The 15,682-nt window shown below is 43.0% G+C and carries 16 protein-coding genes; 7 read left to right on the top strand and 9 right to left on the bottom strand.

All coding sequences use genetic code 11. The annotated features are described in order from the left end of the window. Window positions 1-67 precede the first annotated feature (67 nt). Window positions 68-1,423, top strand: a complete 1,356-nt coding sequence (locus J8Z23_RS20395; RefSeq protein ID WP_256898395.1) for a diguanylate cyclase — start codon at window positions 68-70, stop codon at window positions 1,421-1,423. A 388-nt stretch (window positions 1,424-1,811) separates the two neighbouring features. On the opposite strand, the gene J8Z23_RS20390 is transcribed toward J8Z23_RS20395, so the two are convergent. Beyond that, complete coding sequence (locus J8Z23_RS20390) at window positions 1,812-3,368, bottom strand: DUF3612 domain-containing protein (protein WP_104973366.1); 1,557 nt, start codon at window positions 3,366-3,368, stop codon at window positions 1,812-1,814. Window positions 3,369-3,544: 176 nt separating this feature from the next. On the opposite strand from J8Z23_RS20390, the gene J8Z23_RS20385 reads away from it, so the two are divergent. Then, complete coding sequence (locus J8Z23_RS20385; RefSeq protein WP_005393653.1) at window positions 3,545-4,123, top strand: malate synthase; 579 nt, start codon at window positions 3,545-3,547, stop codon at window positions 4,121-4,123. 104 nt (window positions 4,124-4,227) lie between these two features. Here J8Z23_RS20385 and J8Z23_RS20380 read toward each other — a convergent pair whose 3' ends face one another. Next, entirely contained in the window at window positions 4,228-5,241 is a 1,014-nt protein-coding gene (locus J8Z23_RS20380) for a GGDEF domain-containing protein (RefSeq protein WP_005393654.1), read from the bottom strand. A 366-nt stretch (window positions 5,242-5,607) separates the two neighbouring features. On the opposite strand from J8Z23_RS20380, the gene J8Z23_RS20375 reads away from it, so the two are divergent. Genes J8Z23_RS20375 through J8Z23_RS20365 form a run of 3 tightly spaced genes read left to right on the top strand, consistent with a single transcriptional unit; the run spans window position 5,608 to window position 9,197 of the window. Then, entirely contained in the window at window positions 5,608-6,942 is a 1,335-nt protein-coding gene (locus J8Z23_RS20375; RefSeq protein WP_434635307.1) for a DASH family cryptochrome, read from the top strand. 3 nt (window positions 6,943-6,945) lie between these two features. Beyond that, window positions 6,946-8,490, top strand: a complete 1,545-nt coding sequence (locus tag J8Z23_RS20370) for a cryptochrome/photolyase family protein (RefSeq protein WP_434635306.1) — start codon at window positions 6,946-6,948, stop codon at window positions 8,488-8,490. Further along, window positions 8,490-9,197, top strand: coding sequence for an SDR family oxidoreductase (locus J8Z23_RS20365; RefSeq protein WP_048624688.1), 708 nt, complete (start codon window positions 8,490-8,492; stop codon window positions 9,195-9,197). The genes J8Z23_RS20370 and J8Z23_RS20365 overlap by 1 nt, the downstream gene beginning before the upstream one ends. 71 nt (window positions 9,198-9,268) lie before the next feature. Here J8Z23_RS20365 and J8Z23_RS20360 read toward each other — a convergent pair whose 3' ends face one another. Further along, entirely contained in the window at window positions 9,269-9,415 is a 147-nt protein-coding gene (locus tag J8Z23_RS20360) for a DUF2256 domain-containing protein (RefSeq protein ID WP_074189751.1), read from the bottom strand. A gap of 51 nt (window positions 9,416-9,466) precedes the next feature. After that, window positions 9,467-10,609 (bottom strand): peptide-methionine (R)-S-oxide reductase MsrB, encoded by a 1,143-nt coding sequence (gene msrB / locus J8Z23_RS20355; protein ID WP_047007986.1) that lies wholly within the window; start codon window positions 10,607-10,609, stop codon window positions 9,467-9,469. 199 nt (window positions 10,610-10,808) lie between these two features. Here msrB and J8Z23_RS20350 point away from each other — a divergent pair, with 199 nt between their 5' ends. Together J8Z23_RS20350 and J8Z23_RS20345 are read left to right on the top strand one after the other, a co-directional pair. After that, window positions 10,809-11,207, top strand: coding sequence for an OsmC family protein (locus J8Z23_RS20350; protein WP_005393675.1), 399 nt, complete (start codon window positions 10,809-10,811; stop codon window positions 11,205-11,207). A 129-nt stretch (window positions 11,208-11,336) separates the two neighbouring features. Further along, entirely contained in the window at window positions 11,337-11,891 is a 555-nt protein-coding gene (locus J8Z23_RS20345) for a sugar O-acetyltransferase (RefSeq protein WP_005393677.1), read from the top strand. A gap of 86 nt (window positions 11,892-11,977) precedes the next feature. Here the strand turns inward: J8Z23_RS20345 and J8Z23_RS20340 are convergent, their stop codons facing one another. The 5 genes from J8Z23_RS20340 to J8Z23_RS20320 form a co-directional block, all read right to left on the bottom strand. Beyond that, complete coding sequence (locus J8Z23_RS20340) at window positions 11,978-12,358, bottom strand: hypothetical protein (RefSeq protein ID WP_256952656.1); 381 nt, start codon at window positions 12,356-12,358, stop codon at window positions 11,978-11,980. After that, window positions 12,346-13,407 (bottom strand): glycine zipper family protein, encoded by a 1,062-nt coding sequence (locus J8Z23_RS20335; protein WP_434635305.1) that lies wholly within the window; start codon window positions 13,405-13,407, stop codon window positions 12,346-12,348. The genes J8Z23_RS20340 and J8Z23_RS20335 overlap by 13 nt, the downstream gene beginning before the upstream one ends. An 867-nt stretch (window positions 13,408-14,274) precedes the next feature. After that, the gene (locus tag J8Z23_RS20330) at window positions 14,275-14,457 is read right to left on the bottom strand and encodes a hypothetical protein (protein WP_047008158.1); all 183 of its coding nucleotides are present in this window, start codon (window positions 14,455-14,457) and stop codon (window positions 14,275-14,277) included. Between the two features lie 164 nt (window positions 14,458-14,621). Further along, window positions 14,622-15,308: a helix-turn-helix transcriptional regulator gene (locus J8Z23_RS20325; RefSeq protein ID WP_301659924.1), complete on the bottom strand. Its 687-nt coding sequence runs from the start codon at window positions 15,306-15,308 to the stop codon at window positions 14,622-14,624. Window positions 15,309-15,355: 47 nt separating this feature from the next. Further along, window positions 15,356-15,670, bottom strand: a complete 315-nt coding sequence (locus tag J8Z23_RS20320) for a hypothetical protein (protein ID WP_301659923.1) — start codon at window positions 15,668-15,670, stop codon at window positions 15,356-15,358. Between the last annotated feature and the right edge of the window lie 12 nt (window positions 15,671-15,682).

Raw genomic sequence — 15,682 nt, 5'->3', positions numbered from 1 at the left:
CTTGTGATAATAAGAATTTTAACAATAAATAAAAATCTCGTAACGATATACGAGTTGTGGGGAGAAAATGCGTTATTTACCCAGAAAGCGATGCTATTTTGCATTGTTCTTCCTCAGTTTTTTCGCTTTATGCGTTGGGGTTATTGAGCTGTTGCATCGAAATCAGCAAGAGCTTCACCAAGAGCGAGTTCAAGTTGAGGCCAAAGAGCAACTTTCCACCCTCCGTTCCAATTTGGAAGCGGTACTTATGGCGGATATCTATAAAGCCAGTACCTTGGCGACACTCATTACTTTACTGCCTAAAAACCAAGAAGACGAATTGAACATTGCGGCTCACCGCATCCTGAGCAAAAGCAAACATATTACGATCATTGGCATTGCGAAGAATGATGTTATCAGTCATATATTTCCCCGCCAAGGTAATGAGCGTTTAATCGGCCTCGATTACCGAACGGTGCCACAGCAGTGGGTACAAGTGCAAAAAGCTAAAGATATACAAGAAATATTTATAGCAGGGCCTGTCAACTTGATTCAAGGCGGCAAAGGTTTGATCGTGCGGGTTCCGGTTTTTCTTGATCCACCGTTGAACCAGGATTATTGGGGTGTGATCAGTGCGGTGATTAATTTTGATGCTCTGATGCGAGAAACTGGCGTGATCGATTTCTCTTATCGCTATCCTTTGATGATTCGTGGTTACGACAGTGGCGGTGCTTTTGGTGACGTTTTCTTTGGCGCACTGAGTGAAACCAAAACGCCATACGCGAAAGAAATGGTTCATTTTCCTTATGGTGGGTGGAGTATGGTGGTTTTCTCCGGAGACAAACTCGACCGTCAAATTCCTTGGCATCAGCTTTATTTAGCAAGGCTTATCGGTTATCCCATTGTTTTTGCACTGAGCCTCGCGCTTATTGCGATTTATCGCTTGTACACCATTGCGGATGATAGAGCACTGCATGATGAACTGACGCACTTACCAAACCGTCGCTATTTTATGAAGTTTTACAAGCAGCAGTTTGAAATAGCGAAACGTTACAAAAAGCGTTACAGCTTCGCCTTAATCAATATAGATCTGGATAGGTTTAAACATATTAACGATACCTATGGTCATGACGCAGGCGACAAGGTCTTAGTCGCTACGGCTGAAAGAGTGAGAAGCTCTCTGCGTAAATCAGATATAGTGGCTCGAATGGGAGGTGATGAGTTTTTAGTTGTCGTTCATAACCCTGGGACGGAAGAAAATGTTCAGTCTCTGCTACAAAAGCTCAGGTTAGCTTTATGTTCGACGCCCGTGATTTACGATGAAGCGCTCATTTACCTGAGAACCAGCATTGGGTACGCGATATTTGATCCGGACATGTCATCTCCAGAGCAAATGATGAAAATAGCCGATGAGAGAATGTATCAACAAAAACATGGCGGATGAACCTGAGCCCAGTTTCAATCAGGGCTTTGGAGCAGTGGTAAGGTTAAGAATCCGAAATCTCACCATCATTTGGGTATAAGAATATATGACTTTACATGTTAATAGACTCTTTGCTGAGAGAGTCATTATTAGTAGTGCATTAAGTAGCATATTTGCATGTTGTTGCATTTTGCAAATGCAGTTTGCGAAATTTATGGTCAATAAAGCAACGATATGCATCTGGATCTATTAAAAAACGGCCTTTTTAAAGTTGGCACGCATCGTGCTTTATCTAGAGTGACCCTTATTAAGCCGAGGGTCACCTAGCCAACTGACGTTGTTAGTGAATACACATTGTTCACAAGTATATACCGCCAATCACGATTATTGTGATTGGCGTTTTTTCTTTCTAGAGACCAATAATATTCACGTTGTCACCTGTCTCATCGGCTTCTCCGCACTTACTGTAACAACTAGGCTGCCTTGGACAAACGGCCCCTCTTGAGCAGATTAGCCTAGCTTGGGTTTGAATACCTCGTTCTATCCAATTGATGTTTAATATCTTAGCAATGGTTGTTAAGTCTTTTTTGATGTGGGGAGGAATGACACTACTTCCGCCGGAAGCGACACAAAGTGACTTCAGCTCTTCCGCAATAGAAACCGCATCACCACCTTGTGCAGAAATCGCAGGGTTTAAATCTATCCCCGCGCATAACACTCGGTTGTTCCCCGCAGGGTCAAATACGTTGACTGATTCACAACAGTAAATACGTGGCTCGTCGCCCACATTCAAAATCGAAATTTGCGCTGAACTGGTATCCAAAGGTTGGGCTAGACGTCTAAATACAGCCCAGTGTTGGCAAGGATCGTTCACTTTGCGCATATTGCCCCAAGGAAGCGGGATGCCATTTCCACGATATACCGCTTTCAACTTGCCCGGACCATAGGCATCAAAGTAGTGCCAATGAGGGTACGGAGAAACGACGGTCATACGACGCATCGCAACGGAAGGAGAAACGCCGGCCTTTTTGTGAACATCAATTTCGTAACCGGAACGGTCAAGCAACTGACGAAATGGTACTTTGGGGCAAAGCAGGGCACCAGCAAAAAAGCTGGACTCAAAATCGCGCCAAGCTTGTAGGATATCTTGCGAGTTGAGCTCAGAGTTGGAAACTGGGCTGTCCATTTGCTCCCAGTTGTTTTGATGCCCAATAGATAAAACGTTATTCATTGCATCACTGCTATGGAGCACGCGATGGCCGATGTATACCGCCAAGTCATATTTCAATCGGGTTGGGTAGTCACGCATTCGTTTATTGAGATAAATGGTACCAGGTGGCTCCATAAAAGACGTAATCAACTGTTTGGCGCTGACGCCCAGTTCATCAATCACATCCTGTGGTGCTCGGTCTACCCAGCGAATATCCAACCCCATGCTTTTCGCAATATCTATCAGATCTTCTACCGATAGATTCAGGCGTTTCAAGCCGACCTCTTCGGCTGCGCGTTCTAAATCAGGAAAATGGTTTTGATGGTTCTCTTGGTGCGCACGGATCAACAAGTGGGCGAATTGACGTCCAGTAATACCCGTTTGAGACAACATCTCTGGAATCGCGATTTGGAGAATATCATTGGAGAACAAAAAGCTCGGCTCCAATGCCATACCGTTGATACCGCCACGATTCCCTTTGTTGGGGGTAATGGCCTCTAATTCCGGTTCATCATCTAAAAACCACGCAGGATCTTTTTGAAAAACTTCCGCGATTACTTCGAGCATATCAATACTCGGAACGCGTTTTCCGCGCTCTATCATCGAAAGATAAGATACCGACGGTGCGTACTCAGGATTGATCCTTACACAGCGTGCAGATAAATCCTCCATAGTTAAATGGTTGTTTTTCCTTAGGTTGCGAATTTTCGTACCTAGAAAATGGGACTGACGAATAAGGCTTTTTGACACAGACATTTTGTAAAATTCACATTGTAAAATTTTTGTTGTGAAATTGTAGCCAATATTTCGCTAGTCTACATAATAAGCAGGCAAGGAAATTAACCATCAACTTCACAGAATTGCCTGAAACTTAAACGAAGGAATTAAGTTTTTACTCTAGGACGAGTTTTTTTAAGTGCGAGGATATGACGATGAATATGCTGAACTTCGATAAAAAAGAGATGCAACAACAACAACGCCCATTTATCGCTGAAGCTGTATTTGCCGTCGAAGCGGTAAGTGCTGAGCAGCAGAGCGAGAAGCAAGTAAAAGCGAAGCAACTACTAGACCGCATGTTCCCATTGGAGAACGGGTCGCACCAAGATGTATCAAGTTACGTAATTGATTACCGCCATGTATTGGCTTACTTCAAAGACGGCACACACAGCGGCCTGAAAAGCCCAAAACACTTTGTAGCGTATACGGGTGAGAAAGAAGATCCAAAATCGATCTTGTTTAAAGACGATTCAGGTAACCACGTAGAAGTGCTATTTGGCTGTCATAAAGGCACCGGTTGTGTGGAGTTGATGGATATTGATGACATTCAACTGGAAACACGCACTACGTTTAATCCTGAACTAACGGGTAATGCGCCGACGGCGATGCGCCACTGGATCAGCTTAATCAAAGGCGACAAAAAAGGTAAGCCGATGGCATGCAGTGAAGATAAAGAATACACTGCGAAAAACGGTGACGACTATATTCTAAGCTACTGCTACAGTGTCGATTAAGATGTGAAGCGCCAGATAAATAGACCCCGCACTCAATAGTGCGGGTTTTTTATTCTATTTCGAAAAAGTCGGTCCTATTAACCAAGCTTACATAACAAATTGATTTAAATGGGCATCACGCGGTTACGACCGAGTTGTTTTGCCTCATAAAGTTGCTTATCGGCTTTATTGACCAGAGCTTCAGGTGTATCACCCACCTCATATTCTGCTACCCCAAAAGAAGCAGTAATGCTGTGAACTTGTGTACCAGAACGCTTATCTCTGATGCGCAGTTTTTCTATCATGCGGCGTAGTGTGTCTGCATATTGGCGAGCAATTCGCAGAGATTTATTGGGCACAATTAAAGCGAACTCTTCACCACCAAAACGATACGCGCATATTCCATCTCGACAGCTTTGTTGTAGTCGACGGGCAATGGCTTTTAGTACCGTATCGCCGAAAAGGTGGCCATAATTGTCGTTAAATGACTTGAAATGGTCGATATCAAGCATGATCAAGGTCATTGCTTGATTTGATGCGATAAGCGAAGACAGATCTTTATCAAAAGCTCGACGGTTGTAAAGGTTGGATAGACCATCAAACAATGCGTCTTGCTGTACTTCAGCCAGCTGATTTTTGAGGCGAGAAATTTCTTCACTCGCATTAGTTAATTGGCTATTCAAAAACTTTGTCGAGTGACGAATTTCGTGTGACTCTGCGACAAGTTGACGAATCACCACCATCACTTCTTCAATACTTAAGCTGTTGTCTTCAACTTTTTCTAGCTTATTAAAACTTTTGTCTACCATTTCAGAAAAGGAAGAAGTATCTGAAAGTGTATCGCTCATCGAGCTGGACACTTCATGCAGCAGAACTTCTACATTGGTTCTAAGATCTTCAAGGCTAGTTTCTGCTTTACTGGCAACATAGTTGTTATAAAGCTGTTTATTGGTTGCAGGCGGGCAGATACCGTAGTTTTCTAACACCGTATCCAACTCAAAGTTGAGTTCAGGAATGGTCTTGTCAACGTAGGTATACCAAAGCGCATAGTTGGCTGGCGTGGCAGCAACATGATTTTTGATCATTAGTGGGACCGCTTTTTTCAAATTAGCGGTCGATTTTTTAAACTCGTCGGTCATTTCTGCGATGGTACTAGCAAAATGGAATTGGACTTAGATTAACGGATATTAACCAATATCGCTTTAATTTTTATCATTTTTGCATGGTTTATATAAAAAATGAGTGATTAAGACCGTTATCAATATCGCCAAATTTTAATTTTATAAAATCTTAGTATGAAACATGTGCAAACGATGTTTTGGTGTTAAGGGCTCTAAGATGACCAGCCAATTGGTTTAGTGAGATTGTCAGTAACCTAATGATCGTAAAGCTCTATTGCCCGTACAACAACGAGTGGAATAAAAGACTTAGCGCTTAGGCTATTTGCAACAAGAACGCGGGACTCCGAGTTTACAAAAAACGAGTTTACAAAAAGAGGGTGCGACTTGGATAAGAAAATAGGACTGTATTGGTTCACTAATGACCTGCGTTTGCATGACAACCCGCTGTTGATAGACGCTTGTGCAGAAATGGATGAGTTAATTTGTTTATATTGTCGCCCCTCGGTGACACCTTACTTGCAGCATTTTGCGCAGGAGACCTCTTTAGGGCGTGCGAAATTGCAGTTTCTCGAGGCATCGCTTAATGAACTTAATCAATCTTTAGCTAAATTGGGGCAACGATTATGGACGGTTGAACTGACGCCCTATCAAGCGATCAAATATGCCATCAGTCATTTCGGTATCACTCATATTTATGCTGATGCGTTTGCTGGTTCGGATGAGCAACAGGCTCTAGAGCGTGCAATTGAAGGCACTCCCCATGTGAACATCAAACAGCAAGCGATCCGCACTTTGTTGTGCGAAGAACAGTTGCCATTTGAATTAAGGCAACTGCCTGCGACCTTCACGAAATTTAGAAAGCAGGTCGAAGGTTTAGACCTCTCTCAACCTTACGAGAGCGTTCATGCTTTACCGCCAGAACCTTCAGGTATGAATTTTCCTACCGCCACGACATATTACTTTGACACCAAACCAGCATTTGATGGCGGAGAACTGAGCGGTCTTGAACATTGTCGACGCTATTTTGCTTCAAGTTTAGCGAGCGAATATAAACAGACGCGCAATGGGCTCGATGGGATGGAGTATTCAACCAAATTTTCACCTTGGTTAGCTCATGGTTGCGTCTCTCCTACAATCATTTATGCCATGCTCAAACAATATGAGCGGAAGAACGGAGCAAATGATTCAACCTATTGGATCTATTTCGAGTTGTTGTGGCGGGAATACTTTTATTGGTACGCGAGAAAGTATCAACAGAAGTTGTTTCGATTTGGCGGTATCGCCAACCAGCCACCACTGACCAGTTTTTATGCGCAACGCTTTAAGCAGTGGAAGAAAGGCGAGACACCTTTTCCAATAGTTAACGCATGTATGCATCAGCTTAATAAAACGGGTTATATGTCTAATCGAGGGCGCCAACTGGTCGCGAGCTGTCTGGTTCATGAACTCGGACTCGACTGGCGCTACGGTGCTGCTTATTTTGAAACTCAGTTGATTGATTACGATGTCGGCTCTAATTGGGGCAACTGGCAGTATTTGGCTGGTGTTGGCGCTGACCCACGTGGCTCACGTCAGTTTAATCTAGAAAAGCAGACACAAACTTATGATCCAGATTTCTCATTTATCGACAAATGGCAGGGGAGATGCGTAGGCGTACATCTTGATAGTGTCGATATGGTGGATTGGCCGATTGCGCCAAAAAAAGAGAGCGGGAGATAACCAATGCATTACGAGACGGTTCGGCTCATTCTTGGTGACCAACTTAATAGCGAGCATTCGTGGTTTCAACGTGTAGACGACTCGGTGCTTTACCTTGTCGCTGAGTTAAAACAAGAAAATACTTACGTTACGCATCACATTCAAAAGGTGTGTGCTTTTTTCTCTGCGATGGTGAATTTTGCTAACGAGCTGCAGGAAGAAGGGCATCAAGTTTTACACCTCACGTTGGATGACACACAATCTTTCGAGGATCTTGCGCAAGTCTTACAACACTACGTGAGTGAAGTTGGTGCAAGTAAGTTTGAATATCAACGCCCCGACGAATACCGTTTACTAGAGCAGTTAGCCAAACTAAAGCTTGATGGGGTCGTGATGCGCAGCGTCGATTCGGAACACTTTTTGTTACCGTTTGAGGAAATAGAATCGCAGTTTCCCCAAGGTAAACACATCATGATGGAGCACTTTTATCGCCGTATGCGTAAGCGTTTCAACATTTTGATGCAAGACGGTAAGCCTATTGGTGGAAAGTGGAACTACGACGCCAATAACCGAAATAAACTTAAAGCAAAAGACATTGAACAGCTGCCAAAGCCATTAATGTTTAGTCATGACGTCAGTGATATTGCCGAGCGCTTAGGTCGGCACAACATTCAAACCATAGGTAAATTAAATGGTGATTTACTCTGGCCAGTAAGTCGCTCTCAAAGCTTGTCTTTACTCGCGCATTTTTGTCAGGTCTGTTTGCCACTGTTTGGTCGTTTTCAAGACGCCATGACAGGTCAGCACGAGGCTAAATGGAGCTTGTACCACAGCCGGATTTCGTTCTCGCTGAACAGCAAGTTGCTGAATCCACGAGAGGTGATTGACGCTTCACTTAAGGCATTTCATGCCAATGCCGACATCGATATTTCTCAGGTAGAAGGTTTTATTCGTCAGATCTTGGGGTGGCGAGAGTACATCCGAGGCGTTTATTGGGCGAATATGCCTCATTACCCGAAAAAGAATGAACTGGAAGCGAGTAGAAAGCTGCCAGACTTCTTCTGGAACGGCGAAACCAAAATGTCCTGTATGCGAAACGCGATTGGCCAGTCTCTTGATTACGCTTACGCGCACCACATTCAGCGCTTGATGGTAACCGGTAACTTTTGTTTATTAACTGAGATCGACCCAGACCAAGTGGATGAATGGTATCTCGGTATCTACGTTGATGCGATTGAATGGGTAGAAATGCCCAATACGCGCGGTATGGCGCTGTTTGCAGATGGTGGGATTGTTGGCACCAAACCGTATGCGGCGAGTGGCTCTTACATCAACAAAATGAGCGACTACTGTAAGGGTTGCCACTACGACAATAAGGCTAGGAGTGGAGAAGGCTCTTGTCCGTTCAACAGCTTATATTGGCGCTTTATGAACAAACACGACAAACGCTTAGCAACGAATCCACGTATTGGGATGATTTTCCGATCTTGGGACAATATGGAAGAGCAGCAACGCCAAGCGATATTAGATACTGCTGAGCACTATATGGAAAACTTGGAGAGCTTGTAATGGACATACTGATCGTTGGTGGAAATGGCGGCATTGGATTGGCGATGGTTCAACAAGCGCTAGTTCGCTTTCCTCAAGCTCGCGTGCATGCCACTTATCGTAAGCATCAACCAGACTGGCAACACCCAAATGTAGCTTGGCATCAAGTGGATGTATCGCAGGACGAGCAGGTGACAGCGTTCAGTGAACAAATTGAACATGTTGATTGGTTGGTGAACTGCGTTGGTATGTTGCACACCCAAGATAAAGGTCCTGAGAAAAATCTTAGCTCGCTCGACGCAGACTTTTTTCAGCAAACCATCATGGTTAATACTTTGCCGAGTTTACTGTTGGCGAAATACTTCACGCCCAAGTTAAAACGCAGTACCAACCCCAAGTTTGCGACCATTTCGGCCAAAGTTGGCAGTATTAGTGATAATCACTTAGGCGGTTGGTACAGCTATCGTGCATCGAAAGCCGCGTTAAATATGTTCCTCAAAACCATGTCGATTGAATGGCGGAGAATGGTCAAACACGGGACTGTACTCGCTCTTCACCCAGGCACAACAGATACGGCTTTGTCGGCACCTTTTCAAGCGAATGTACCTGAAGGAAAGCTGTTTAGCCCAGAGCGTGTCGCGCGAGACTTATGGGGATTGATTGACAAAGCAACCCCGCAGGATAGCGGGGCATTTTGGGCTTATGATGGTGCCTTGTTACCTTGGTGAAGCGCTGCTTGGTCTGAGCCACGTTACCTTGGAAAATAAGGCTAGCAGTGCGACATAAAGTTTTTGTGGTTCTAACTTTTGACTGATTTGTTTCTTCGGCAGCGCTCAGAACAGTAAACGACTTCGTCCCAATTTCTTGCCCATTTCTTTCTCCAAGAAAATGGGCGATGGCAAACAGAGCAGATTTTGGTTGGTAATTGTGTTTTAAAACCTTTCATCTGCTCCTCCCCATTCGCCATCGTATGCCCTTGAAGTTGAATGAATACGAACTATTTATCAAAGAGATACAGATACTCTTCATACCCCTGCGTTTTCATTTCACTTACAGGTACAAATTTCATTGCCGCAGAGTTCATGCAGTAGCGTAATCCTGTTGGCTTCGGACCGTCTTTAAAAACATGACCAAGGTGAGAATCACCAAACTTACTGCGAACTTCCGTTCTTGGATAAATCAGCTTGTAATCGGTTTTTTCAACGATGTAACCTGGGTTGATTGGCTTAGTGAAACTTGGCCAACCCGTCCCCGATTTGTATTTATCGGTAGAAGAAAACAACGGCTCACCAGTTACGATATCAACGTAAATCCCCGCTTCTTTGTTGTCCCAATATTCGTTGTCAAACGGACGTTCGGTGCCTTCTTCTTGTGTTACGTAGTATTGCAACTCCGTTAAGTTTGATTTGATCTCGGACTTAGCAGGCTTACTGTACTCTTTCACTTTTGATAGCAACTTTTTTTCTTCGATCAACTGACGAAGCGTTTTTGGGGTCTCTTTACGATCATCACCAAATACTTCATCCAAGTATTTATCTCGACCAGACGCATAGCGGTAATACTTATACTTTAAGCTGCTCTTTTTGTAGTAGTCTTGGTGATACTCTTCTGCGGGATAAAACTTTTCAAACTCGATCAATTCTGTTTTCAACGGTTTTGGATAGATCATCGCCTTGTCGATTTCCATTATAAACTGTTCTGCGATCTGCTTTTGTTCAGCGTTATGATAGAAAATAGCAGGGCGATACTGTGGGCCACGGTCGACAAAAGAGCCTTTATCGTCAGTAGGATCGATATGACGAAAAAAGTAGTCCAACACTTGCTCGTAACTAACCACTTTTGGATCGTACTTAACTTCGATCACTTCTATGTGACCTGATTTACCTGATGAAACTTGGCGATAAGTTGGGTTTTCAACATGACCACCAGAATAGCCTGATACGACATCGACTACGCCAGTCAACTGTTCCAAATCCGATTCTGTACACCAGAAACAGCCGCCAGCTAGTGTGGCGATTTCTGCATTCTCTGAAGCCTTCATCTTATCCATCGTATCGGCGGTGCCTGTTTTACTCAAAAGTAGAAACAAGACAGGAAGTGCGAAAGAGAATCCGACCAATAACTTAGATATATTCTTCATAGCTACCTCAACGTTGTTTTTCGTAGAAAGTGTTATTGAAAAAGTGTTACGTATAGAGAAAGGCAACCGAGCGAAAAAATTACAGCAATGTTGAAAATTCCGTTGCCCTTTTATGCGAGAAAGCTAAAGTATCGACACGAAATACACCGCTTGATAGGGCAACGATGTCTTCAACGAGCGATGCTAAATGAGGTAAATCATGCAAGCAGAAGTTAAATGGGTAGAAGATTTTAAATTCCTTGGGCAATCTCAGTCGGGTCACTCCGTAGTGATGGATGGCAATGGCGGTGCAACGGCACCAAGCCCAATGGAAATGGTACTAATGGCCGCTGGTGGCTGTAGCTCTGTCGATGTTGTCGACGGTTTGAAAACGGCAGGCCAAAAGGTCTTGTCAGTTAATGCCAAGCTAACCACAGAGCGTCGTGAAACCGCACCACGTATCTTTACGCAAGTGAATATCCACTTTGAAGTTTCAGGTGACGAGCTTGACCCAGAAGTCGTAGCAAAAGTGGCGGCTGACTCGCTAGAAAAATACTGCTCGGTTTGCTTAATGCTAGGTGAAGGTGTTGAGATGACCCACAGCTGGGAAATCGTGTAAGTCGACAGACTCCACAAAATATAAAAACAGGAAAGAGAAAAGTGCAGGCTTTTCTCTTTTTTTATTCCGCAATTCACGTACCGTGTGATTAATCTGAAAGTAGTAATTGCAGGTTTTAGGAGTCTCCCAGTGACAGAACTCGAAAAAATGATGTCTGGTCAAATCTTTGATGGCATGGACAAAGAAATTGACGCAATTAGAAGTCATGCTCTTCAAGCACTTAGAGCGCTCAATAACAATACCGACGAAAGTCAGCGCGACGAATTACAAAAACAGCTGTTTGGCAAAGCGGGTCTTTGCATTGTTCAAGCACCTTTCCATTGCGAGTTCGGTAAAACCATCGAAATTGGCGAAGAAACCTTTATCAACATGAATGTGGTCATGCTTGATGGCGCTAAAATTACCATCGGGAACCACGTGCTAATCGGTCCAAGCGTGCAATTGTATACCGCTTCTCATTCTGTTGATTACCGAAGTCGCCGACGTTGGGAAACGTTTTGTAAACCCATCACGATTGAAGATGATGTGTGGATTGGCGGAAATTCCGTCATTAACCAAGGTGTAACGATTGGTGCTCGCTCGGTGATTGCGGCGAACTCGGTTGTCAACCATGATGTGCCGCCAGATTGTCTATACGGAGGCACACCTGCTAAGTTGATTCGTCGTCTCAACGAAGAAGAGTAGAGGGCTGTTGGCAAAATACTGGCGATTAGAGAGTTCTGCCTGAGCTCTCTTCGTCGAGTACATCGTTATATTTAAGTGTTAATTCCTCACTCAATTGCTAAAAGAACGGCCCCAATTGATAAAGTCAGGGTAACGACAACAGAGTTAACAATGATAATAACTAGTAATAGAATCGACAAATAACGATACCATTTTGGTACTTCTCCAGAAATATTAGGTAATTTTCGCTTTTTACCTGAGCTAGGTTGGACGATTAAACGAACAAACATCAATGTCCGGAAAAATGCGTAAGGCCACCCCGTGAATAGAGAAAGCTCAAATTCATTAAAATATGGTTTTTTAAAATAGTTCCCAACAATCTTCTTTGGCATCAGAAAGTGCATGACACCGATAAAAATGGTTTGTAAGAAAATAATAACCACACCAGTCATTAAAGTGTAAAAAAGAAATGTGATTACTTGCTGCATGTAGCTTCTATTCCAGTACTAGCGACTAAGTTTGGCTTGCTTTCACTTGAATTATAAAAGCCTTTTGCCACTTTGCCGGAAGCGTAGCCTACAGCCGTTGAACCTGCAGCGAGTACAATAGCAGTCCCCCAACCAATAGGATTTGATACTAAAAATAGACCGACTAACGCACTAGTGCTCATTCCTACAGCTGTGCTAGTTATTGACTCAACAAAAATTTCATTCTTCTCATGTTGGTCTTGTGTATTCGCGATCTGAATACAGGAAGCCGTTAGACCGACACCTACTAAAACATGTCCGCCAACTTTAGATGCCTGAGCTATTTTATTCAGTTTTTCGGCCTGTTTAACTATATGAGCATTAGCTGGTAATCCTCCACTTCGAGCAATACGAATAGACTGGTGAGTCGTTTTGTTGCCAAACAACAGCTTTTCCATAGGGTCAACATTTTTCTTTAGTAGGTCTAGATGTTTCTTTCGTCGACCATCATATTGTCCTTTACTTATTACTCCGTTTTTATAGTTTGCGTAAAGGTCGTTGATGTTCTCAATGAGCTTAATATTTCCTTTACTCATCAAGTTTCCTGTAGCACCCATCAAGGTACCTCCTGGAATAGTAATCATATTGGCGTTATTTTCTAACCATGCTAACGCCCAAAACATATCAGCATGTTGTGGTGGAACTTGATTTGAGATCGATTTTGGAGGTTGATTGTAGCTGAGAATATTGGGAGGCAAAACTTTATGGCGCTGAGAACTAGACATTTGAGGTTTAGACGCTGGGTAAGTCCCTAGCTTCGCGATACTTTTAGGAGGTAAAGCATTGTTACGTTGAGTGTTAAGTTGGGTGCTTGATTTGGGTAGAGCTGATAACCAAATGATATCGCCTGCTTTAATGCGGTTAGGATCTGAAATATGCTTGTTCAATGTCATTATATGAGTCAGCACTCTCTGATAGTCCTTGCTACCATATGGAGCACCATACATGTTTAATATAATTGATGATAAGTTATCATGAGTTTTTATTCTATACTCAAATAATCCCGACATAGAGCACCTCTAGCTAATAATTAATTTGCTCAGATACTAACAAAAAACTATATTTAGGAAGTTTATTTTTTACATTCTAGACTTTCATTTTAAAAATATCCAAATTGGATGATATATTTGTCATTTACGTGCAATTGTTAGTGTCGTTATTTACATTTAAATTGTGATGTTGGATTTAACTGGATAAGTCAATATCATAAATGATCCGCTAGTGCTAAGAAACCTGCGATAAAAAATACAAGCGTTAACATTGTAGAGTTTATCATAATTACCCATATTAATATGAAGGATAATAGACGGTACCATCTAGGCACCTCTTGGGATACATCGGGTAACTTTCGTTTTTCACCTGAGTTAGGTTGAACGATTAAACGAACAAACATCAATGTTCGGAAAAATGCGTAAGGCCAACCTGTAAATAGAGCTAGTTCGAAAGTGTTAAAATAAGGTTCTTTAAAGTAGCTATTGACAATGTCTTTTGGCATTAAAAGGTGCATGATACCTATAAAGAATGTCTGGAAAAAAATAACTAATACACCAGAGAACATTAAGTATCCAATAATGTTCCAGATCAATTGCATATTACACCTATCCTTATAATAAACCGATGCTTTTTCAAGGTTTATCCTATTTATAGGATATCAATATCCTAATATTTATCATGAAGAAATAAAGAGACTAACAGATAGCCTATATCTTAGCTATGAATGGAAGGGCGTTTTAGAAGAATGTCGAGAATGAAAATAAGAACTATCTTATTGGTTTTTTGTAAATATAGGTGGTCGTATATAAAATTGATAACGTGTAATGGCGAGGTGTAAGCCTTGCGTAACTAACAAAGGTTGGTTAAACAAGGCTAATAGTCGGTTATGGATGAATAACGATTTGTTGATCCTCTGTCATCACAAGTGTCGCTTTGCTTTGTTCGATAAGTTGGGCTGCATAAGAAGGGGTAACGGCCTGCATATCACCTTTAGATCGAAGAGTTAAAGACTCCCACGCTTGATCTCGATATTTCCCTGCTTGGGTGTATTGAATCAGTACTTTCATAGCTTCACGCTCCGGTGTGGTTGACGTGCTACTTAAGTTAACGATCTTAGGTTGGCTACGCATCTGTTAAAAGTGAAACATTAGTTTAACCAAATGTGCATTTCCAAATATTGCGCATTGAGCAGAGCAATTTAGAATCCTTGTGATGGAAGGATGAAGAACACTCAATCTTTCGATTCATACTGCGCAATATAATGTTTGAGAGATTTGGTTTCCGCAGTCTGAAACTCTTCATCGTGCATACGCAGTGCTTGGATACGGTCGAGGCGGAACTGGCGGTAGTCATCGCGCAATTCGCACCAGGCGACCAGCGTCCAGACTTTGCCCCAAAAGAACTGGCCTAACGGTTGGATTTTTCTTTCGGTCACTTGTCCGCTTTCATCTTGGTAATCCAAACTGACTTTAAACTGATGATCAATCGCGTGGCGCAGAAGCTGCCCTCGTTTGGCAGTCTCGGATTGGGTGTGATAATCGGGCACAATCAGCGGACAATCTTCCACTTGTTGTTTGAGCTTATCGGGCAATACCGAAAGTATTTTGGTGGACGCAGAGTGAGACGCTTCGGCAAGTTCGGCATCCGACCAAGCTCGAACCATCCGCATACCCAGTTCAAGCGCCATCATCTCTTTTTCTGAGAACATCAAAGGCGGCAGATGAGAGCCAGCTTGCAACAAGTAGCCAACACCTGCTTCACCTTGAATAGGAACACCAGAACTAAGCAACGACTGAATATCGCGATAAATCGTACGTTCGCTGACTTCCATTCTTTCTGCGAGCTCTTTCGCTGTCACGGCGTAACGCTTTGCGCGCAAAAGCGTCAGTAGCTCAAACAGTCGTTCTGATTTGCTCATGATGTTCCTTATCTAGACCTACTGGTTGTTAGTGGTAGTGTGGCTGATTACTTCTCTAGCTCACTGCACATTTTTAAGTTGTGATGTTTAAGCTCGAAACTTTCGCAGTCAATCATCGATAACAGAGGCTGAAATTCAGCGGCTTGCTTAAGCTGTTTTCCCGCCTGTTTGGCATCGTCCATTGAACGCCAGTAAATGATGTCTGTCCACACATCGTCCGTCGCTTCGTGACTGAGTGAGCGATACAAAAAGCCCGGCAGATTCTTCACAAACGTTTGTGACTGTTTGGCAGCGGTGATCAAGTCTTGCTCTGTTGTGCCTGCGGTTAGACGAAATTGCACAGTTTCGATAACGGTTTCCATATTGTGATTCCT

It is taken from the genome of Vibrio sp. SCSIO 43086 (assembly GCF_051132235.1).
GTDB lineage: Bacteria > Pseudomonadota > Gammaproteobacteria > Enterobacterales > Vibrionaceae > Vibrio > Vibrio diabolicus.
This window is presented reverse-complemented; position numbering and strand designations above follow the sequence as displayed.

Excerpts from the sequence above, each read along its gene's own strand:
- J8Z23_RS20395 (WP_256898395.1), top strand. The coding sequence starts at position 68 with ATGCGTTATTTACCCAGAAAGCGATGCTATTTTGCATTGTTCTTCCTC.
- J8Z23_RS20390 (WP_104973366.1), bottom strand. The coding sequence starts at position 3,368 with ATGTCTGTGTCAAAAAGCCTTATTCGTCAGTCCCATTTTCTAGGTACG.
- J8Z23_RS20385 (WP_005393653.1), top strand. The coding sequence starts at position 3,545 with ATGAATATGCTGAACTTCGATAAAAAAGAGATGCAACAACAACAACGC.
- J8Z23_RS20380 (WP_005393654.1), bottom strand. The coding sequence starts at position 5,241 with ATGACCGACGAGTTTAAAAAATCGACCGCTAATTTGAAAAAAGCGGTC.
- J8Z23_RS20370 (WP_434635306.1), top strand. The coding sequence starts at position 6,946 with ATGCATTACGAGACGGTTCGGCTCATTCTTGGTGACCAACTTAATAGC.
- J8Z23_RS20365 (WP_048624688.1), top strand. The coding sequence starts at position 8,490 with ATGGACATACTGATCGTTGGTGGAAATGGCGGCATTGGATTGGCGATG.
- J8Z23_RS20360 (WP_074189751.1), bottom strand. The coding sequence starts at position 9,415 with ATGAAAGGTTTTAAAACACAATTACCAACCAAAATCTGCTCTGTTTGC.
- msrB (WP_047007986.1), bottom strand. The coding sequence starts at position 10,609 with ATGAAGAATATATCTAAGTTATTGGTCGGATTCTCTTTCGCACTTCCT.
- J8Z23_RS20350 (WP_005393675.1), top strand. The coding sequence starts at position 10,809 with ATGCAAGCAGAAGTTAAATGGGTAGAAGATTTTAAATTCCTTGGGCAA.
- J8Z23_RS20340 (WP_256952656.1), bottom strand. The coding sequence starts at position 12,358 with ATGCAGCAAGTAATCACATTTCTTTTTTACACTTTAATGACTGGTGTG.
- J8Z23_RS20335 (WP_434635305.1), bottom strand. The coding sequence starts at position 13,407 with ATGTCGGGATTATTTGAGTATAGAATAAAAACTCATGATAACTTATCA.
- J8Z23_RS20330 (WP_047008158.1), bottom strand. The coding sequence starts at position 14,457 with ATGAAAGTACTGATTCAATACACCCAAGCAGGGAAATATCGAGATCAA.
- J8Z23_RS20325 (WP_301659924.1), bottom strand. The coding sequence starts at position 15,308 with ATGAGCAAATCAGAACGACTGTTTGAGCTACTGACGCTTTTGCGCGCA.
- J8Z23_RS20320 (WP_301659923.1), bottom strand. The coding sequence starts at position 15,670 with ATGGAAACCGTTATCGAAACTGTGCAATTTCGTCTAACCGCAGGCACA.